Annotated in this window: 18 protein-coding genes; 10 read left to right on the plus strand and 8 right to left on the minus strand. The window is 66.6% G+C overall.

Annotated elements, in window-relative coordinates; genetic code table 11:
* Positions 1–105 precede the first annotated feature (105 nt).
* Both D6T64_RS16995 and D6T64_RS17000 read left to right on the plus strand, forming a co-directional pair.
* A complete protein-coding gene (locus D6T64_RS16995; RefSeq protein WP_119975876.1) occupies positions 106–2,439 on the plus strand; it encodes an arylsulfatase in 2,334 nt (777 codons plus the stop codon).
* 53 nt (positions 2,440–2,492) lie between these two features.
* Entirely contained in the window at positions 2,493–3,341 is an 849-nt protein-coding gene (locus D6T64_RS17000; RefSeq protein ID WP_199719206.1) for a formylglycine-generating enzyme family protein, read from the plus strand.
* 10 nt (positions 3,342–3,351) lie between these two features.
* Here the strand turns inward: D6T64_RS17000 and D6T64_RS17005 are convergent, their stop codons facing one another.
* The 3 genes from D6T64_RS17005 to D6T64_RS17015 are packed head-to-tail and all read right to left on the minus strand — an operon-like array spanning position 3,352 to position 5,260.
* Complete coding sequence (locus D6T64_RS17005) at positions 3,352–4,092, minus strand: DUF2461 domain-containing protein (RefSeq protein WP_119975878.1); 741 nt, start codon at positions 4,090–4,092, stop codon at positions 3,352–3,354.
* 41 nt (positions 4,093–4,133) lie between these two features.
* The gene (locus D6T64_RS17010; protein ID WP_199719207.1) at positions 4,134–4,718 is read right to left on the minus strand and encodes an HhH-GPD-type base excision DNA repair protein; all 585 of its coding nucleotides are present in this window, start codon (positions 4,716–4,718) and stop codon (positions 4,134–4,136) included.
* 53 nt (positions 4,719–4,771) lie between these two features.
* Entirely contained in the window at positions 4,772–5,260 is a 489-nt protein-coding gene (locus D6T64_RS17015) for a nitroreductase/quinone reductase family protein (protein WP_119975880.1), read from the minus strand.
* Positions 5,261–5,358: 98 nt separating this feature from the next.
* Between D6T64_RS17015 and D6T64_RS17020 the strand changes: the two genes are divergently transcribed.
* From D6T64_RS17020 to D6T64_RS17030, 3 genes are all read left to right on the plus strand, one after another.
* Entirely contained in the window at positions 5,359–5,961 is a 603-nt protein-coding gene (locus D6T64_RS17020; RefSeq protein WP_119975881.1) for a GNAT family N-acetyltransferase, read from the plus strand.
* Positions 5,962–6,051: 90 nt separating this feature from the next.
* On the plus strand, positions 6,052–7,509 hold the full coding sequence (locus D6T64_RS17025) for an APC family permease (protein ID WP_119975882.1): 1,458 nt from the start codon (positions 6,052–6,054) through the stop codon (positions 7,507–7,509).
* Positions 7,510–7,511: 2 nt separating this feature from the next.
* Complete coding sequence (locus D6T64_RS17030; protein ID WP_119975883.1) at positions 7,512–7,976, plus strand: universal stress protein; 465 nt, start codon at positions 7,512–7,514, stop codon at positions 7,974–7,976.
* Positions 7,977–8,030: 54 nt separating this feature from the next.
* Here D6T64_RS17030 and D6T64_RS17035 read toward each other — a convergent pair whose 3' ends face one another.
* Both D6T64_RS17035 and D6T64_RS17040 read right to left on the minus strand, forming a co-directional pair.
* Positions 8,031–9,245 carry an NAD(P)/FAD-dependent oxidoreductase gene (locus D6T64_RS17035; protein ID WP_119975884.1) on the minus strand — a complete coding sequence of 405 codons (1,215 nt, stop codon included), beginning with the start codon at positions 9,243–9,245 and terminating at the stop codon, positions 8,031–8,033.
* A 108-nt stretch (positions 9,246–9,353) separates the two neighbouring features.
* Complete coding sequence (locus D6T64_RS17040) at positions 9,354–10,028, minus strand: SDR family NAD(P)-dependent oxidoreductase (RefSeq protein WP_119975885.1); 675 nt, start codon at positions 10,026–10,028, stop codon at positions 9,354–9,356.
* Between the two features lie 388 nt (positions 10,029–10,416).
* On the opposite strand from D6T64_RS17040, the gene D6T64_RS17045 reads away from it, so the two are divergent.
* Positions 10,417–11,352: an SMP-30/gluconolactonase/LRE family protein gene (locus D6T64_RS17045; RefSeq protein ID WP_199719208.1), complete on the plus strand. Its 936-nt coding sequence runs from the start codon at positions 10,417–10,419 to the stop codon at positions 11,350–11,352.
* Positions 11,353–11,538: 186 nt separating this feature from the next.
* On the opposite strand, the gene ychF is transcribed toward D6T64_RS17045, so the two are convergent.
* Entirely contained in the window at positions 11,539–12,612 is a 1,074-nt protein-coding gene (gene ychF / locus D6T64_RS17050) for a redox-regulated ATPase YchF (protein ID WP_119975887.1), read from the minus strand.
* Between the two features lie 73 nt (positions 12,613–12,685).
* On the opposite strand from ychF, the gene D6T64_RS17055 reads away from it, so the two are divergent.
* Positions 12,686–13,300 carry an exonuclease domain-containing protein gene (locus tag D6T64_RS17055; protein ID WP_119975888.1) on the plus strand — a complete coding sequence of 205 codons (615 nt, stop codon included), beginning with the start codon at positions 12,686–12,688 and terminating at the stop codon, positions 13,298–13,300.
* A 65-nt stretch (positions 13,301–13,365) separates the two neighbouring features.
* Positions 13,366–14,667 carry a DNA recombination protein RmuC gene (rmuC, locus tag D6T64_RS17060; protein WP_119975889.1) on the plus strand — a complete coding sequence of 434 codons (1,302 nt, stop codon included), beginning with the start codon at positions 13,366–13,368 and terminating at the stop codon, positions 14,665–14,667.
* Between the two features lie 115 nt (positions 14,668–14,782).
* Here the strand turns inward: rmuC and glpX are convergent, their stop codons facing one another.
* Complete coding sequence (gene glpX, locus D6T64_RS17065) at positions 14,783–15,712, minus strand: class II fructose-bisphosphatase (RefSeq protein WP_233551347.1); 930 nt, start codon at positions 15,710–15,712, stop codon at positions 14,783–14,785.
* A 256-nt stretch (positions 15,713–15,968) separates the two neighbouring features.
* Between glpX and fbaA the strand changes: the two genes are divergently transcribed.
* Both fbaA and D6T64_RS17075 read left to right on the plus strand, forming a co-directional pair.
* Entirely contained in the window at positions 15,969–16,994 is a 1,026-nt protein-coding gene (gene fbaA, locus D6T64_RS17070) for a class II fructose-bisphosphate aldolase (RefSeq protein ID WP_119975891.1), read from the plus strand.
* Positions 16,995–17,098: 104 nt separating this feature from the next.
* Positions 17,099–17,791 carry a DUF6264 family protein gene (locus tag D6T64_RS17075; RefSeq protein WP_119975892.1) on the plus strand — a complete coding sequence of 231 codons (693 nt, stop codon included), beginning with the start codon at positions 17,099–17,101 and terminating at the stop codon, positions 17,789–17,791.
* A gap of 17 nt (positions 17,792–17,808) precedes the next feature.
* Here D6T64_RS17075 and D6T64_RS17080 read toward each other — a convergent pair whose 3' ends face one another.
* Positions 17,809–18,849 (minus strand): 4-hydroxy-3-methylbut-2-enyl diphosphate reductase, encoded by a 1,041-nt coding sequence (locus tag D6T64_RS17080; protein WP_119975976.1) that lies wholly within the window; start codon positions 18,847–18,849, stop codon positions 17,809–17,811.
* Position 18,850 lies beyond the last annotated feature (1 nt).

Genomic DNA, 18,850 nt, shown 5'->3' on the forward strand with positions numbered 1-18,850 from the left:
GCCCCCCACACGATCGGCACCGCCCTGCGCGAGTCGCCGACCGATTCTGCTGGCCCCTCGTGCGAGCCAGTGCCGCCGCCTTCCGTTACAGATTGTGAGCCACCCATGAAGCGACCCCCCGAATCTCGCAACGTCTTGCCCATCCCCGACCCGATTCGCGAGAACGGCGTGCCGGTCGAGGCATTACTGCCACCCGCCGGCGCCCCGAACGTAGTCGTCGTCGTGATCGACGACATGGGCTTCGGAGCGTCCTCCCCGTTCGGCGGACCGTGCCTGATGCCCACCGCCCAGCGCCTCGCCGACGAGGGCCTGCGTTACAGCCGCTTCCACGTCACCGCCCTGTGCTCGCCGACCCGGCAGGCGCTGCTCACCGGCCGCAACCACCACTCCGTCGGCATGGGCGGCACCACCGAGATGGCGACTTCCTCCCCCGGCTACAACGGCTACCGGCCCTCGAGCGCGGCGACGACCGCGCAGATCCTCGGCGGCAACGGATATAGCACCGCCGCCTTCGGTAAGTGGCACCAGACGCCCGCGCGCGAGGTGAGCCTGTCGGGACCCTTCGACCGCTGGCCCACCGGCGAGGGCTTCGACGAGTTCTACGGCTTCATGGGCGCCGAGATGAACCACTGGTACCCGCAGCTGTTCCACGGCACCACCCCGGTCGTGCCCGAGCAGCGCCCCGAAGACGGCTACCACCTCTCCGAAGACCTCACCGATCACGCCATCACCTGGATTCGCACCCAGAACGCACTCACCCCCGACAAGCCCTTCTATACCTACCTCGCTTTCGGTGCGACGCACGCCCCGCACCACGTGGCCCCGGAGTGGATCGACAAGTACCGCGGCCAGTTCGACGGCGGATGGGACGTGCAGCGTGAGCAGACCCTCGCACGTCAGAAGCGCCTCGGCCTGGTACCCGACGACGCCGAGCTCGGCCCCTGGGCCGAGGGGGTTCCCGCCTGGGACGAACTCGATGACGAGGCCAAGGCCGTCGCGGCCCGGTTCATGGAGACCTACGCCGGCTTCGCCGAGCACACCGATGCCCAGGTCAGCCGCCTCATCGACGAACTCGAGCGGCTCGGCCAGCTCGACAACACCCTCATCGTGTACCTGCTCGGCGACAACGGCGCCTCCGGTGAGGGCGGAATCGAAGGCACCCTGCACGAGCACCTCGTCGGCCACGGCATCCCCGACAGCACGAGCGACATGGCCGAGAAGATCGACTCCTTCGGCGACGCCACGACCTACTCGATCTACCCGGTCGGCTGGGCCCTGGCGATGAACGCGCCCTACCAGTGGACCAAGCAGGTCGCGAGCCACTTCGGCGGCACCCGCGACGGCATGATCCTGCGCTGGGGCGACCAGATCACGGGTTCGGCCGCGGGCACCGTGCGCCATCAGTTCCACCACGTCATCGACATTCTGCCGACCATCCTCGAGGCGACCGGGCTGCCGCAGCCCACGAGCGTCAACGGCGTCGAGCAGAGCCCGATCGAGGGCACCTCGATGATGTACACCTTCACCGATGCCGAGGCCCCCGACCAGCGCACCACCCAGTACTTCGAGATGTGCGGCAACCGCGGCATCTACCACGAGGGCTGGATGGCCGTCACCCGGCACGGTACCCCGTGGCTGATGCTGCCCGATGGGCTGCCCGCGTTCGAAGACGACGTCTGGGAGCTGTACGACACCTCCGTCGACTGGACCCAAGCCCACGATCTCGCGGCCGACCTGCCCGAGAAGCTCGAAGAGCTCAAGGCCGTCTTCGTGACCGAGGCCACCAAGTACAAGGTGTTCCCACTCGATGACCGAGTCACCGAGCGGGAGAACCCGTTCCTGGCCGGCCGCATCGACCTGCTCGCGGGTAAGGAGTCGATGACGTACTCGGCCGGAATGGGCCGGTTCACCGAAGAGACCACGATGAACACCAAGAACCGGTCCCACACCCTGACCGCGAGTGTCGTCGTGCCCGAGCCCCAGGCCGACACCGTGTCCGGGGTGCTCATCGCCCAGGGCGGCCGGTTCGGCGGCTGGTCGCTGTACTGCCTGGACGGCGTGCTGACCTACTCGTACAACACCTATGGCACATATAAGTTCACGGTGCGCGGTGAGACGACCCTCGCCGCCGGCGCCCACGAGCTGCAGATGCGGTTCGACTACGACGGCGGCGGCCTCGGCCGCGGCGCAACGATCACCCTGCTCGACGGTGAGAGTGTCATCGGCTCGGGCCGGGTCGACCGCACCACCGCGTACTACTTCTCCTTTGACGAGACGCTCAACATCGGCGTCGACCTCGGCACCCCGGTGACCGACGACTACCTGCCCATGGACAACGGCTTCACCGGCGAGATCAACTTCGTGCGTATCGATGTGCTCGAAGACGCCGTCACCGGCACCGAGGAGGACGTGGCCCGCCACGTCATGGCGCACCAGTGAGCGGGCACTGCTGCAGTCCGAGTGCTGAGGGGCCGCAGCAGCCGGGAGGCACTGTGGCAGCCGCGGCGGGGCATCCGCGTTCCGCGGCGACGGCGGGCGGCACGCTGACTGACGCTATCAGCCTGCCCGGCGGCACCTTTCTGATGGGCAGCGACGATCCGCTCGCCTACCCCGACGACGGTGAGGGGCCGGTGCGCAGCGCGACCGTTGGGCCGTTCCGCATCGAGGCGACCACGGTCACCAACGCCCAGTTCGGCGCTTTCATCGCGGCGACCGGGTACGTGACGGATGCCGAACGGTACGGCTGGTCCTTCGTCTTCGCCGGCGAACTTCCCGACGAGTTTCCGCCGACCCGCGGCGCCGTGCAGGCGCCGTGGTGGCGGCAGGTCGAGGGCGCCACCTGGAACCGGCCCGGCGGTCCGCTCGGCGGGCTGACCGCAAGCCCGGAGCATCCGGTCGTGCACGTCAGCTTTAATGACGCGACCGCCTATGCGACCTGGGTCGGCGGGCGCCTGCCGAGCGAGGCCGAGTGGGAGTACGCGGCCCGCGGCGGTCTCGAACAGCAGAATTTTCCGTGGGGGCCAGACCTGGAACCCGGCGGCGAGCACCGCATGAACGTGTGGCAGGGCACGTTTCCGGCGAGCAACAGCGAGGCGGACGGCTGGTACGCCACCGCCCCGGCGCGCTCCTTCGAGCCCAACGCCTACGGGCTGTTCAACATGACCGGCAACGTCTGGGAGTGGTGCGCGGACTGGTTCACGCCGGGTGAGAATCGGGTCGCCAAGGGCGGCTCGTTCCTCTGCCACGAGTCGTACTGCCGGCGCTACCGGGTGTCGGCGCGCCAGGGCCTCGGCCCGGATTCGACGACCGGTAACACCGGGTTTCGCTGCGTCGATCTGTGACGAACGGGGGTCACCGCCGCCCGGCGGCGGCCTCACGCTGAATCGGGGTGACCTCGGCCAGCGGCACGTTCAGCAGGTTCACGAGCGGGGTCATCGCCCGAAAGCGGTCGAGCACGAGGGCGGTGAAGTCCGCGCCGAGGGCCGCGTCGCCGGGTAGGTTCGAGGTCACCGCCCACTGCCGGTTACGCAGCAAATCGGCGGCCGGGTGCTCGGCGTCGAAGCCTTTCGGTGAGCGGATGAGCCGGTTCCCCTCGAGCGGGTCGGCCAGCCCCGTGCGCTCCACGGCGGAAAGCACCCGGCGCATCTGCTGGTGATGCTCGAGCAGATACTGGCGAATCGCGAACAGCTGCGGCGCCGCCGGCATGTAGGAGCCGGCGGCGATCATCACGCCGTGCACCCCGATCTGCACGAAGTAGCCCGCTCCCCCGGTCTTCTCCAGGCCTTGGCGCGGCCAGAAAGCGGCGAGATGGGTTTTGTACGGCGTCTTGTCGCGGGCGAACCGCACGTCGCGGTAGATGCGCATCACGGCTTTCGCCGGCGGTCGAACGTGTTCGGGAGCAAAATCGGTCAGGCCCACGTTGATGGCATCGGCGATGAGCAGCATCCGCTCTTTAAGCTCGAGTTCGTAGGTTGGTTTGTGTTCGAGAAACCACTCGCGGTTGTTGCGGTGCTCGAGTTCCTCCAGAAAATCGAAGCTCGCCTCGCTGAGGTGCGGTCCCGCGGAGGCGTGCGTGCTCGTCGAGGTGCTCATTCCCTCAATTTTAGGCCCGCCGAGCACACTCGCGAACCGGGTTAGCTTGTCGCAGCCGGAGCCTGCTTGGCGGCTGCTTTCACGGCCCGTTTGGTCTCACGCACCCGGGCGAGAGACTCGGGGTCGACAATATCGGCGACCGAGCGGTAGGAACCCTCCTCGCCGTAGGGCGCGCAGGCTTCGCGCCAGCCCGCCACCTCGACGCCGAGGCGCTTGCCGAGCACGGCGAGAAAGATCTTCGCTTTCTGCTCGCCGAATCCCGGGAGCTTTTTCAGGCGCTTCAGGATCTCGGCGCCGTCGGGGTCCCCGCGGGTCCACAGGGCGGATGCGTCGCCGTCCCAGTCGGCGGCGATCACCCCGGCCAGGGTCTGGGTGCGGGCGGCCATCGAGCCTGGGTACCGGTGAACGGCCGGGGTGAGCCGAAAGATCTCGACGAAGGCGTCGGCGTCGTACTCGGCGATCGCGGCGGGGTCGAGGGTGCCGAGGCGCTCCTTGATTTTTGCCGGGCCGGCGAACGCGGTTTCCATGGCGATCTGCTGGTCGAGCAGCATGCCCAGCAGCAAGGCGAACGGGTCGTCGGAGAGCAGGGTATCCGCGGCTAAATCGCCGGTCAGGTGCAGCATCATGCCCTCCATTCTGCCACCGGATGCCGCCGCGCACCGCTCGGCGGCGGCATCCGTCAGCCCCCGCTCGCGCTTCTCGGAGCGAAGACCACGACGGCGGTTTCGGTCGAGCGCAGGTTGGCAAAATTGTCGATTCCGTCGCCCCAGCCGTCGTACTGGCCGATGAGGTGCCAGAGCCGTTCGCGTTCCGCGCCCTCGGCGCGGTGCGCGCGAATCGGGCGGCTGCCGTCGGTCAGCTGTACCCGGGCATCCGGTCGGGCCTGCAGGTTCAGCCACCAGGCCGGGTCACCGTCGGCCCAGCCGTTCATGGCGAGGCTGACGAGGTTCGGGCCGTCCTCGACGTAGCCCAGAATGACGACCCGTTCTTCGCCCGAGCGCCGACCGATCGTGGTGAGGCGCATCATGCCGAAGCGGCCGAGGGGGATGGGACTGCGGAGGCCCAGCCGGCCCCCGCTCAACCGATAGAGGCCGCGGTGCAACACCCACGCGGCGCGGATGAACCATCGGGGTGGCAGTTTCGGAGGGCGCGTCTGCTGCTCGGACATTCGAAGTCCCGTCTGGCGAGGTTCGTCGGAGCCCAAAATACTCCGCCCTGCGCGAACCGGTCAAGGTGCCTTCCCCGCGCAGCCGGCTCCGTGCCACGATGGGGTCCTCGGGAACGGAGGACACGATTGCCATCGACGTTCAACCGGCGCACGACTTTGTTGCGCTGTCCACGATGCTCGCGCCCCAGAAACCGGAGTCATCGGTGTGCTGGTGCCTGTCATGGCGGTTGAGTTCGCAGGAGAACCGGCAGCTCACCGGTGTCGCGCGGGCCGAGAAGGTGCGCGCGTTGTGCACACGCGAGATCGCGCCGGGCGTGCTCGCTTTTCGCGACGGCGAGGTGGTGGGCTGGGCCGGGGTGGCGCCCCGCTCCGAGCTGCACCCCTTTGCGACCTCGCGCAAGATCCCGCACATCGATGACCTGCCGGTCTGGTCGATCTGGTGCCTGCGGGTGCGTCCCGGGTTTCGCAAGCAGGGCATCACGAGCGCGCTCATCGACGGTGCCGTGGAGTATGCCCGTGTCTGCGGGGCACCAGCCGTCGAGAGCTACCCGGTCGACAACGGTGGGCAGCGTGTCGACTTGACGATGGCGTTCGTGGGCACGCGCGCCATGTTTGAGCGGGCTGGCTTCACGAAGGCCGCCGAGACGACATCCGTTGCGGGCGGAATACCGCGTATTCTGATGCGACGAACGCTCCACTGAAGCTGCGCCTGCCCGAGAAAAAGTGTCAGGCATAGCGAAAAGCTCAAGAATGGCCCTTGGCCAAATGCTCGATCGCCGTAGGGTGACGGCATGACAACGTCAGCCGAACGAAACGTCGTGCAACACGGGGAGTTGAAGCGGTCGATCACGACCAAGCAGCTCTATTTCTATGTGGTCGGGGATGTCCTCGGTTCCGGCATCTACGTGCTCGTCGGCCTTGTCGCTGCGGCCGTCGGCGGGGCCTTCTGGATGGCCTTTCTGGCCGGCGTCGCCATTGCGACCATCACCGGCCTCGCGTACGCCGAGCTCGTCACGAAGTACCCGCAGGCGGCCGGCGCGTCACTCTATATCAATAAGGCCTTTCGCAGCCCGGTGCTGACCTTCTTCATAACCATCTGCATGCTGTCGGCCAACATGGCGGCCGTCGGGTCCCTCGCATCCGGTTTCGTGCGTTATTTCAGCGGCCTGGTAGGCCTGCCCGCGAACGCCATCTGGGGCGCCACCGCGGTGGCCCTGGTCTTCGTCGCCCTGATCACCGTCGTCAACCTGATCGGTATCACCGAATCGGTCGTCGCCAACGTGGTGATGACCTTCATCGAGGTCAGCGGACTCATCATCGTCGTCATCATCGGTGTCATTGCGCTGGTCGAGGGCGTCAACGACCCGTCGGTTCTGCTGCAGTTCACAGCGGATGCCGAGGGCGGTTCTGCCGTTTTGGCGGTGCTCGCCGGCGTCTCACTGGCCTTCTTCGCCATGACCGGGTTCGAGAACGCCGCCAACGTGGCCGAGGAGACCATCAACCCGTCGCGCGCTTTTCCCCGAGCCCTGATCGGCGGGATGCTGACCGCCGGGGTCGTCTACGTGCTGGTCTCCATCGCCGCGGCGCTGGCCGTGCCGATCGAGACCCTGGCCGGAAAAACGCTGCTCGAAGTCATCCGCGCCGACCTGTTCTTCATCCCGGCCGGGGTCATGCTGGTCGTTTTCGGGCTCATCGCGATGATCGCCATCAGCAATACCACTCTGGTGACCGTGGTCGCCCAATCCCGCATTCTCTACGGCATGGCCCGCGAGAACGTGGTTCCGGCGATCTTCGCCAGGGTGCATCCCGCTCGGCGCAGTCCATATGTTGCGCTGCTCTTCGGCGCCGCAATCGTGGGTGCACTGCTGGTGATCGGTGCGGCGATCCGCACGAGCCAGGGCGGCCTGCCGGCGGACGAGCAACTCGATATCGTCGATCGCCTCGCGACGATCACGGTCGTGTTCCTGCTCTTCATCTACGCCCTGGTGATCGTGGCCTGCCTGAAGCTGCGCGGGAAGGATGAGAGTTCGGACACCTATCGGGCGAACACACCGTTGCTGATCATCGGGATCCTCGGCAACCTGACCGTGCTGGCGTACACCCTGATCGATGACCCGGAGGCGCTGTTCTGGGTTGCCGGGCTCCTGGCTGTGGGGCTCGTGCTGTACCTCGTTCAGAACTTCTTCGGCAAGAAGAAGCCGCCAGCGGAAAAACCCGTCGGCGCGACACCCTCGGATATGGAGCTGTGACCATGCACGTCATTGTCGCCACCGACGGATCTCAGGCATCCCTGGCCGGGGCCCGCCAGTTCAAGTGGATCGCCGATTCCCGGGAGATCACCGACGTGACGATCATCGCGGTCGTGAGCCCGTATGCCGCGGTGCCGTTTGTGAACGAACTCGGTCCGCAACGAAATCCCGGGCAGACCGACCTCAGCTTCCTCGACGAAGCCAAGGACACCGTTGACCGGGTTGCCGCGGAATTCGACGGCTGGGGCCCCAGAATCCACACCGAGATCCGCAGCGGCTCCCCCGCCCAGGAGATCATTCGCGCTGCGGAAGACCTCGACGCCGACCTCATCACGATGGCCTCCGGCAGCCGGGGCCTCAGCCGCACGATCCTGCTCGGCAGCACCGCGTCCCGGGTGCAGCACTCCGCGCCGTGCCCGGTGCTCGTCTGCCGGCCGACCCCGCACAGCGAGCGTGCCCTGCGCTAGCTGCTGAACCAGTTAGATGCTGAACCGGATGGGCTGGTCGTGATCCGGATGGGTTCAGGCGCGACCCTGGAGGATCAAGTGCCAATACACCCAGGGCAGGATGTGGCGGTCGAAGACCCAGGTCAACCGGCGTTCACGGGCGAGGCCCTTCCAGAACGGAATCGTGGGCTTCTGACGATACCTGTCGTCGAACTCAGCGAAAACCACGGTCGATCGAGACACAGTGAACGGACAAACGGAATAACCGTCATACTTTTTCGAGGGCTCCTTGCCGGCGAGCACCGCTGTGAGGTTTTTGGCCAGCGCCGTGGTCTGTTTGCGTAGCGCGCCGCCCGACTTGGAATTGCTGGTCGCCGCGGCGTCGCCGAGGGACCATACATTCGGGAAACGCACATGACGCAGCGTTTCCGGGTCGACCTCGACGAAGCCCTCGCGGGTTCCGGCCGCCGGCAAGGCGGTGTGCTTGAGCCAATCGGGCGCCGACTGCGGCGGCACAACGTGCAGCACATCGTACGACAGGCGCGCGGCCCCCCCGCCAGGCCGCCCCACGACGACCGTCTGGTTTGTCGAATCCACCTCAAGCAGCTCCGTTTTCGTCCGCAGCTCGATGCCGTACTCCAGGATCTTGCGGCGGAGTTCCTGGTCGATCATCTGAATACCGAAAACGGCCTCGTCCGGGACGAGCAGCACCACACGGATATCCTTCAACCGCCCGGTAGCACGCCAATAATCGCACGCGAGGTACATGGGCTTCTGGGCGGCGCCCGCGCAGGTGGCGGCCCCGGCGGGTTGGGTGAAGATCACGGTGCCTCGACGCAGGTCCCGCAGAAGCCGCGAGGCCTTCCGGGCCAGGTCGAACTCATAGTGCGAGGCGGCGAAAGGGGTGTCCATGGCATCGGCCAGTCCCGGAACCCGATGCCAGTCCTTCTGGATGCCCGGACAGACCACGAGGTGGTCGAAGCTGAGTCGGTTGCCGGACGCCAGCTCAACGACTCCGGAATCCGGCAGCACATCCACCGCGCGGTCCTTGATCAAGCCGACACCGCGCGGCATCACTGAGGACTGGGGGCGCACCGCAATCGAGGCCGGCGCCGTGCCGCCGGCCACGTGGGAGAACATCGGCTGGTAGAGATGCTGGTCACGTGGCTCGACCACGACCACATTGGTCACGCCGTACCGGCGCAGCCGACCAGCGACGGACAGTCCCGCATTTCCTCCCCCGATAACAACGACTGTGTGGTGGTCATTGTCGGTTTCCACCGTGGTCATGCGCAAACTGTGCTGTTGTGGTTGGCCATGCCACGACCATAGAGCGGCCCTGTGGGGTGCGCTAGGTCACCGCGCGGGCAATGCAGGCAGGTTTCAGGTCTTGCTGATCTACTCCCGACCGTCTTCGAGCGGGATCAGCATGGTGCGGAACGGGCCGGCGACGGCGTGGAGGTCCCAGATGCGATCAGCGACGTCGTCGATGCCGTTGGGGAGCTGGAGCTGCGGAATGCCGCCGGGGATCACCAGTTGGTTGACCCGAATACCCTCCTCCTCGAGGGCATCGTGCAGCATCTCGCCGTAGGCGCTCTCGGCCGGGAAGGCGACCGAAGTGCCGGCAAAGCCCGCGCGAGCCTTCACCGAGGTGCCGCCGTTGATCATGATGATGCTGCCGGCACCCGCCTGTCGCATCCTGGGCAGCACCGCACGCGCCGCGTGGATGAGCCCGAGGGCCGAGAACTGCAGCGCCTCGAGCGCCAGCTCGGGCGTCAGTTCCAGCACCGGCTTCAGGTAGTCGCGCGACGGGAGCGGGCTGTACTGCAGCGCCGTGATGGGCCCGAGCTCGGCCGCGGCACTCGCGAGCGCAGCCTCGAGCGATGCCGGCGTGCGGACATCCGCTGCATAGCCGTGCGCGGTGAAGCCGGCCGCAGTGAGCTCGGCCGCCAGCGCGTCGAGTTTCGGCTGGGTCCGGGCTATCAGGGCGATGGAGAAGCCTTCGCGTCCGAACTTGCGCGCAACGGCTGCGCCGAGTCCCGGTCCGGCTCCGATGATGGCAATGACAGGCACGAGGGTCTCCTTCAATCGATGGTGCTGGGACGACGAGCGCCTGGAGTGTGAGCCTAAACGGTGAACCTGAACCCCACCGGATTACGTCACCAGACAACGTGACCACGGCCCTGTCACGGCACCGCCGTGGCACGGGGCGCAACGCGATCTCGGCAACGCTGTCTCGATAGTGCACCACGAACCGGTGGGTGCCGTCGCACCCGAACTCGTCACGTTGGCGAGCCACGAAGCAGACGAGACTTTCGCCGGCAGTGGGGGTCGTAAGCGTCGAGGCGGCATCGTGCAGGATGCGCTCTGTGCCAGCCTCTGTGCCAGCCTCTGTGCCAGTTCTGGGCAATCCGTTGGCGGAAGCCTTGACGAGTATCCGAGCCGAAGTACTATGACCACCATGTCGAATCGAACCTTCACACGTACGCTGTCTACCGCCGCAGTGGGAGCGCTCCTGCTGGTCTCGGGAATACCCGCGGCCCACGCCTCACACCGGGGTGAGATCGAAAACGTGATCGGGCTTCCCAATGGTTTTCAACCCGAGGGCATCACGATCGGCAAGCGCGGCACGGCATACGTCGGGTCGTTGGCCGACGGTGACATCTACGTCTTTGATGCGCGCTCCGGAGAGGAGATCAGGACCCTCGAGGGTCCGGGCACTCCCTCGGTCGGTCTGAAGATCGATGATGGTCGGCTCTTCATCGCGGGCGGGGCCACGGGCGAAGCGCGAGTCATCGATGCGACCACGGGCCGCCTCCTGCAGAATTACACCCTTTCTGAAGACCCGACGTTCGTGAACGACGTCGTCGTCACGCGCGACGCAGCGTGGTTCACGGACAGCCAACGGGCGCAACTCTACAAGCTCCCCCTCGGACCATCCGGTGCGCTCCCGGAACCTGATGCAATCGAAGTCCTTCCGCTGTCGGGCGACTGGGTGCAGGGCGCGGGTTTCAACGCGAACGGCATCGCGGAGACCCCCGATCGACAGGCGCTCCTCGTCATCCAGTCCTCCACCGGAATCCTCTTCCGCGTCGAACCCGAGACCGGCGTCGCAACGGTCGTAGATCTTGGTGGCGTCGTGCTCACCAATGGCGACGGGCTGCTCGTCGCCGGACGCACCCTGTATGTCGTTCAGAACCAGCTGAACACGGTCGCGGTGATCCGCCTCGACAAAGCGGGCACCGGCGGCACGCTCATCGACCAGCTTTCGGACCCCGCTTTCGAGGTACCGACGACGATTGCTAAGTTCCGCAAGGCGCTCTACCTGCCGAACGCGCGCTTCGGCACTCCCCCGACACCGGAGACGACCTATTCGGTGGTGCGCATCGAGAGGTGACCGCCGAGTGCATCGAACGTGGGCTGGACGACGGCAACAGACTGAAGGCGGGCTTCTGCCACAAACGACTCAGAACGCAGGTCGGGACCCACACCTGAACCAGACGAAAGCCCTGCGCCCGCATCGGGCCCGATGCGCACTCGCCCTGTCTCGTACCGTGATGCGCTAGGGCGTTCACACGCAGAACTAGACGTTGAAGCGGAACTCCACGACGTCGCCGTCCTGCATCACGTATTCCTTGCCCTCGATGCGGGCCTTGCCGTTGGCGCGGGCCTCGTTGATCGAACCGGCGGCCATCAGGTCGTCGAAGGAGAAGATCTCCGCCTTGATGAAGCCCTTCTGGAAGTCGGTGTGAATGACGCCGGCGGCCTGCGGGGCGGTCCAGCCCTTCTGGATCGTCCAGGCGCGGCACTCTTTCGGGCCGGCGGTGAGGTAGGTCTGCAGGCCAAGGGTGTCGAAGCCGATGCGGGCGAGCTGGTCGAGACCGCTCTCGGCCTGACCGGTCGACGCGAGCATCTCCGCGGCGTCCTCGGCATCGAGTTCGCTGAGCTCGCTCTCGAGCTTGGCATCGAGGAATACGGCGTTCGCCGGGGCGACGAGGGCCGCGAGGGTGTCGAGCTTGGCCTGGTCCTGCAGCACGGCCTCGTCGACGTTGAAGACGTAGATGAAGGGCTTGGCGGTCAGCAGGCCGAGTTCGCGGATCGGCTCGATGTCGAGCGTGGCCGAGGACAGCGGCTGGCCGGCATCGAGAATGGCCTGGGCCTTGATCGCGGTCTCGAGCACGAGGGCGGGCAGCTTGCGGCCCTTAACCTCTTTCTCGAAGCGCAGCACGGCCTTTTCGAGGGTCTGCAGGTCGGCGAGGATCAGCTCGGTGTTGATCGTCTCCATGTCGCCGGCGGGGTTGACCTTGCCGTCGACGTGTACCACGTCGGGGTCGGCGAATCCGCGGATGACCTGGGCGATCGCATCCGCTTCGCGAATGTTGGCGAGGAACTTGTTGCCGAGCCCCTCCCCTTCACTGGCGCCGCGCACGATGCCGGCGATGTCGACGAAGGACACCGGGGCCGGCAGCAGGGTCTTGCTGCCGTAGATGGTCGCGAGATCGGCGAGGCGGGAATCGGGAAGGTTCACGATTCCGACGTTCGGCTCGATGGTGGCGAACGGGTAGTTCGCCGCGAGTACGTTGTTTTTGGTCAACGCGTTGAAGAGGGTGGACTTGCCGACATTGGGCAGTCCGACGATTGCAATTGTAAGAGCCACGAGAATCCAGTCTACCGTTTCGCACAGGGGGCGCTGTCGGCGGGCGTGTCGGTGGCTCGTGAGACCATGACGGGTGCTGAATTTCACCGCTATCGATTTCGAAACCGCCAACTCATCGGGCGCCTCAGCCTGCTCGGTCGGGCTGGTGAAGGTGCACGACGGCAAGGTCGTCGACAAGGTGTACTGGCTGATTCAACCCCCGCCCGGGCACGACACCTTCCTGGAATGGAACACGAAGATCCACGGCCTGCGGGCAGCGGATGTCGTGGGCGCCGACACCTGGGCCGAGCAGCTGCCGAAGCTGGTCGCCTTCGCCGACGGCGACCCGCTCGTGGCGCACAACGCCGGCTTCGACCTCGGGGTCATCAAGACCGCATCCACGGTCACAGGCCAGGTCGTGCCCGATTTTGAGTACGTCTGCAGCCTGCAGGTGGCCCGCCGCACCTACCACCTCGACTCGTATCGGCTGCCGAGCGCCGCCCTGGCCGCGGGCTTCGAGGGGTTCTCGCACCACAACGCATTGGCGGATGCCGAGGCCTGCGCCGCCATCATCATCCACGCCGCGCAGGTGCACGACTCGAAAACTCTCGGCGGACTCGCCCGCTTTCTGCGCGTCAAGATCGGCGTCATCGGGCCGGTGGCCACACAGGAGCACGCCGCGAACCATGGGCCGATGGCCCTGCAGTAGCGTAATCCGTCTCGTAACGGCACGCCTCGCGGGGAGTGTCAGAGGCTGCTGTCACACTTATTCGCATGGACACTCTCAGCCTGATCCTCGGCCTCATCATCGGTGCGCTGCTCGGTGCGCTGCTCGCCTACGTCGTGCTGGCTCGGCGCTCGGGCGGGCGACCGCTCACGGTCGACCCGGCGATGATCGAGGCACGGCACCAGGTCGCAGTGGCCGAGATCCGGGCGGGTGAGGCATCCGTTCGCGGCGCCTTGCAGGCCGAGCTGTCGGCGGCCCTCGCAACGGTCGACGGCCTGCGCGGCCAGATCGTGGATGTGCGGCAGCAGTACCGCGAGCTCGACGAACGCCGGCACAGCGACCAGGCGGCACGCGCCGAACATGACCAGCAGGAGAGCAAGGTGTTGCAGGCGCTCGCGCCGGTGAAAGAGAGCCTGCAGGACATGCAGAAGAAGGTGTCCGAGCTCGAAGCGCAGCGCACCCGGCAGCACGGCGAGATCAGCGAACAGTTGCGGTTCGCGACCGAGTCCGAAGAACGACTCAGTCGCACCGCCGAGTCGCTCGCATCCGCTCTTCGGGCGAACAGCACCCGTGGGGTCTGGGGTGAGACCCAGCTGCGCAGCGTAGTCGAAGCCGCGGGGTTGCTCGAACGGGTCGACTTCGACGTGCAGGCGAGCATCAGCTCCGATGCCGGCGCGGGCCGGCCCGACATGGTCGTGCACCTGCCGGGCGGCAAGAACATCGCCGTCGACGCGAAGGTGCCCTTCACCGCGTTCCTCGAGGCCAGCCAGATTCCGGCGACGGCCACGGGAGCCGAGGGTGACCGTCGGGCCACGCTCATGAAAGCCCACGTAAAGGCCGTGCGAGACCACATCATCGCGCTTGGCGGCAAGGCCTACTGGCAGGGGCTCGAGGCCTCCCCCGAGATCGTGATCGCGTTCATCCCGAGCGAGTCGCTCGTGTCGTCGGCGCTCGAAGCAGACCCGTCGATCATGGAGTTCGCGTTCAGCAAGCGGGTCGCGCTCGCCTCCCCGGTCACCCTGTGGTCGGTGCTGAAGACCGTCGCGTTCAGCTGGCAGCAGGACGTGCTCACGCACGACGCCAAGGTGCTCTTCGACCTCAGCCGGGAGTTGTACACCCGGCTGTCGGTCACGGCGACGCACATCGAGAAGCTGGGGCGGTCGATCGAGCGCACGGTGAAGGACTACAACGGCTTCGTCGGTTCGATGGAACGCCAGGTGCTGCCGACGGCCCGCAAGCTCAACGCCCTCGACGAGTCGATCGTTCTCGCCCCGCTCGCTGGCATCGACGAGCCCACCCGGGAGCTCGCGGCTTATGAGTTCGTCGCCGAACTCGAGCAGTCGCGCTGACCGATGCGTTAACGCCGCGAGAGCGGGTGATCTCGACATGCTCGATCCAAGGATCCGTCGAAGTCACCCGCTCTCGCGGGACGTGCAGGGTGTTACAAGACCGGCTGGGCCGGGGTTAGAGCCACTTCGCGGCCTGGTGCTCCGCGATGACACGGCGAGCCGTGCCCGAACGGGAGCGCAGCACGATGCTCTCGGTGCGGATCATCGGGCCCTTGCGACGCACACCGTCGACGAGTCCGCCATCCGTCACGCCGGTGGCGACGAAGAAGGTGTTATCGCCGCTGACCATGTCTTCGACTTCGAGGAGCTTGTTCAGGTCGAGGCCCGCAGCGATGGCCTTCTCTTTTTCGTTCTCGGCCGGGGCGAGGCGGCCCTGCATGTATCCGCCGAGTGCCTTGATCGCGCACGCGGTGGTGATGCCCTCGGGGCTGCCGCCGATGCCGACGCACATGTCGATGCGGGTCTCGTAGCGGGCGGCGTTGATGCCGCCGGCGACGTCACCGTCGAGCATCAGGCGCGTTCCGGCGCCGGCGCTGCGGATTTCGTCGATGAGCTGCTCGTGGCGCGGGCGATCGAGGACCGCGAGCACCATCTCGTCGACGGGCTTGCCGGTCGCCTGCGAGTAGGCGCGAATGTTGTCGCCGATGGACTGGTCGAGGCTGACCACGCCGCGGCCGGCGGCGCCGGTGACGATCTTGTCCATGTAGAACACCGACGAGGCGTCGAGCATGGTGCCGCGGGACGAGACGGCGATCACCGAGAGGGCGTTCTGACGGCCGGCGGCGGTGAGGCTCGTTCCGTCGATCGGGTCGACGGCGATGTCGCAGGCCGGGCCGCGGCCGTTGCCGACACGCTCGCCGTTGAAGAGCATCGGGGCTTCGTCTTTTTCGCCCTCGCCGATGACGATGAGGCCATCGAAATTGACGGTGCCGAGGAACGCGCGCATGGCGTCGACGGCGGCCTTGTCGGCGGCGTTCTTGTCGCCGCGGCCGATGAACGGCACGGCACGAATCGCGGCGGCCTCGGTGGCACGCACGAGTTCCATCGCGAGGTTGCGATCGGGGTGGGAGTAGAGGATGGCGGATTCGGGGCTGTTCACAGTAGGTCCTCCCGGACGTAGATTCGACATCGGTGGCGACGGATGCGCCGGAATCGCGCGAATTCTCCCGCCCACAGGAGCCTAGCGCGCCCGTAGCTCCGTTTGACCGCCCCGCGCCTCCCGTGCGGCACGCCCCGGCCTGATCGGGCCGCACAGTCGGTAGGGTGGAGGCGACTAAGCCGCTTACCTTTCAGGAGACGCTATGCCCATCGCCACCCCCGACCAGTACGCCGAAATGCTGAACAAGGCCAAGACCGGAGGATTCGCCTACCCGGCGTTCAACGTGTCGTCGTCGCAGAGCATCAACGCGGTATTGCAGGGCCTCACGGAAGCCGGCTCCGACGGCATCATCCAGGTCACCACCGGCGGCGCTGACTATTTCGCCGGCCACACCGTGAAGAACCGCGCCTCGGGAGCCCTCGCCTTCGCGGCCTTCGTGCACGCCGTCGCCGACAACTATCCGATCACCGTCGCCCTGCACACCGACCACTGCCCGCAGGGCGCCCTCGGCGACTTCGTGATGCCCCTCATCGCGGCCTCGGAGGACGAGGTCAAGGCCGGACGCAACCCCATCTTCCAGAGCCACATGTGGGACGGCTCCGCCATCCCGCTGGGCGAGAACCTGACGGTGGCGACGGATGTCCTCAAGCGCACCCGCGCGATCAACGCGATTCTCGAAGTGGAGATCGGCGCTGTCGGCGGAGAAGAGGACGGTGTGCAGGCCGACGTGAACGAAAACCTGTACACAACCCTGGACGATGCCGTCAAGATGGTCGAGGCCATCGGCCTGGGCGAGCAGGGCCGCTACATGGCCGCCCTCACGTTCGGCAACGTGCACGGCGTCTACAAGCCCGGCAACGTGAAGCTCCGCCCCGAACTGCTCAAGGACATCCAGACCGGCCTCGCCGCGAAGTTCGGCACCGCTGACCTACCCCTCGACCTCGTCTTCCACGGTGGCTCCGGCTCCACGGACGCCGAAATCGCCGAGGCCGTGCGCAACGGTGTCGTGAAGATGAACATCGACACCGACACCCAGTACGCGTTCACCCGTTCGATCGCGGACTACATGCTGAAGAACTACGACAAGGTCATCAAGGTGGACGGCGAAGTCGGCAACAAGAAGGTCTACGACCCGCGCGCCTGGGGCAAGATCGCCGAGTCGGCCATGGCCGCCCGCGTCGTCGACGCGACCCGCCAGCTCGGTTCCGCCGGGCACTCGAACAGCTAGACCGGCCGGATTCAGGCAGATCGGGCAGAATGGGTCGAAGACGCGGGTGTATCCAGCCCGCACTTCGACCCATGCTGCGTTTTGAACCAGGAGCTACAGAAATAATGTCTGACACCGCCGCACCCACGCCCTCCGGCACCCCGCCGGTCGACCGCAGGCCTCGGCCCCAGTACGGCGAGCTCGCGCCCGAGGGCTGGGTCTGGGAACCGAGGGCGGATGCCCACGCTGCGACCACGGCTGCGAGCACGACAGCAAGCCCGGCGACCGACGTGGCAGCACCCGGTAAAGCCGACAAGCCCGGCAGGTTTACCAAGGCCGACAAACCCACCAAAGCCGCCAAACCGGAGACGGCCGCGAAGACCGCGACCTTCAAGCCCATCGAGGCGAAGCCGGCCCCGGCGGGGGCCCAGCCGACCAACACCCTGCTGCGCGCCGTGCCGGCCTGGGACCGCTATGTGACGATCACGTTGCTGTTCATCGGACTGTTTGCCACGTTCTCTGCTGTCTCATCGTTCAGCGCTGTTCCGACGGTCATGCAACAGCTGTACACGGGTCAGGGCCTCGGCACGTACGTGCCCGCGGCATCCGTCTCGGCAACACTTCTCGTTGGCAGCATTCTCGAGGGGCTGATCTGGGCGGCGACCGCAGCCCTGTCGGTGTCGCTGATGGTGCGCGGCAAACGCTCCTTCTACCTGCCGATCATCGGCGCCGTCATCGCCGGTGTCGTGCTCTTCGTCTTCATGATCGTCGTTCTCGTGACCGATACCAACGTGCTGTCCTTCTACAGCCAGCCCTAGTCGGTCTCGGGCCAGCCCTAGTCGTTGGAGGCGATGCGGCCGCCGAGGGCGCGGGCATCCGTCTTGCCGGCGAGGTCCTTGCGCAGCTCCTTGGGGAGCGAGAAGAGCAGGTCTTCCTCGGCGGTCTTGACCTGCGTCACGTCGCCGAAGCCGGCGTCGGCGAGATCGCGCAGCAGTTCGTCGACGAGTTCTTCCGGAACGGATGCCCCACTCGTCACGCCGACGGTCGTCACGCCGTCGAGCCACTCCTGCTTGACCTCGCTCGCATAGTCGACCCGGTAGGCGGCCGTAGCGCCGTATTCGAGGGCGACCTCGACCAGGCGCACGGAGTTGGACGAGTTCGCCGATCCGACGACGATGACCAGTTCGGCGTCTTCGGCGACCTTCTTGATCGCCACTTGGCGGTTCTGGGTGGCGTAGCAGATGTCGTCGCTCGGCGGGTCCTGCAGCAGCGGGAACCGGGCCCGCAGGCGGCGCACGGTCTCCATGGTCTCGTCGACGCTGAGCGTGGTCTGCGACAACCAGACGACCTTGGTGGGGTCGCGCACCTCGATGGTGTCGGCCTCGTCGGGGCTGCCGACGAGGGTCGTGTGCTCGGGGGCTTCCCCGGCGGTGCCCTCGACCTCTTCGTGGCCTTCGTGGCCGATCAGCAAAATCTGGAAGTCGTCGCGGGCGAAACGCACGGCTTCACGGTGCACCTTGGTGACGAGCGGGCAGGTGGCATCGATGGCCTGCAGGCCACGGGCCGCGGCGGCGTTGACCACCGCCGGCGAGACGCCGTGCGCGCTGAAGACGATGTGCGACCCGGTGGGAACCTCGTCGACCTCGTCGACGAAGATGGCGCCCAGTTTCTCGAGCTCACTGACCACGTGGGTGTTGTGCACGATCTGCTTGCGCACGTAGACCGGCGCCCCGTACAGGTCGAGGGCCTTTTCCACGGCGATCACGGCTCGGTCGACGCCGGCGCAGTAGCCACGCGGGGCGGCGAGCAGCACCCGTTTGTGTCCGATGACCGGGGTATCCTTGAGCCTGTTGCGCACGCTCGGGATCCGAGGCATG

Origin of the sequence: Cryobacterium melibiosiphilum (genome assembly GCF_003602235.1) — a bacterium.
GTDB lineage: Bacteria > Actinomycetota > Actinomycetes > Actinomycetales > Microbacteriaceae > Cryobacterium > Cryobacterium melibiosiphilum.

Excerpts from the sequence above, each read along its gene's own strand:
- D6T64_RS16995 (WP_119975876.1), top strand. The coding sequence starts at position 106 with ATGAAGCGACCCCCCGAATCTCGCAACGTCTTGCCCATCCCCGACCCG.
- D6T64_RS17005 (WP_119975878.1), bottom strand. The coding sequence starts at position 4,092 with ATGAGCACCTCGACGAGCACGCACGCCTCCGCGGGACCGCACCTCAGC.
- D6T64_RS17010 (WP_199719207.1), bottom strand. The coding sequence starts at position 4,718 with ATGATGCTGCACCTGACCGGCGATTTAGCCGCGGATACCCTGCTCTCC.
- D6T64_RS17015 (WP_119975880.1), bottom strand. The coding sequence starts at position 5,260 with ATGTCCGAGCAGCAGACGCGCCCTCCGAAACTGCCACCCCGATGGTTC.
- D6T64_RS17020 (WP_119975881.1), top strand. The coding sequence starts at position 5,359 with ATGGGGTCCTCGGGAACGGAGGACACGATTGCCATCGACGTTCAACCG.
- D6T64_RS17025 (WP_119975882.1), top strand. The coding sequence starts at position 6,052 with ATGACAACGTCAGCCGAACGAAACGTCGTGCAACACGGGGAGTTGAAG.
- D6T64_RS17030 (WP_119975883.1), top strand. The coding sequence starts at position 7,512 with ATGCACGTCATTGTCGCCACCGACGGATCTCAGGCATCCCTGGCCGGG.
- D6T64_RS17035 (WP_119975884.1), bottom strand. The coding sequence starts at position 9,245 with ATGACCACGGTGGAAACCGACAATGACCACCACACAGTCGTTGTTATC.
- D6T64_RS17045 (WP_199719208.1), top strand. The coding sequence starts at position 10,417 with ATGTCGAATCGAACCTTCACACGTACGCTGTCTACCGCCGCAGTGGGA.
- rmuC (WP_119975889.1), top strand. The coding sequence starts at position 13,366 with ATGGACACTCTCAGCCTGATCCTCGGCCTCATCATCGGTGCGCTGCTC.
- glpX (WP_233551347.1), bottom strand. The coding sequence starts at position 15,712 with ATGGAACTCGTGCGTGCCACCGAGGCCGCCGCGATTCGTGCCGTGCCG.
- fbaA (WP_119975891.1), top strand. The coding sequence starts at position 15,969 with ATGCCCATCGCCACCCCCGACCAGTACGCCGAAATGCTGAACAAGGCC.
- D6T64_RS17075 (WP_119975892.1), top strand. The coding sequence starts at position 17,099 with ATGTCTGACACCGCCGCACCCACGCCCTCCGGCACCCCGCCGGTCGAC.
- D6T64_RS17080 (WP_119975976.1), bottom strand. The coding sequence starts at position 18,849 with ATGCCTCGGATCCCGAGCGTGCGCAACAGGCTCAAGGATACCCCGGTC.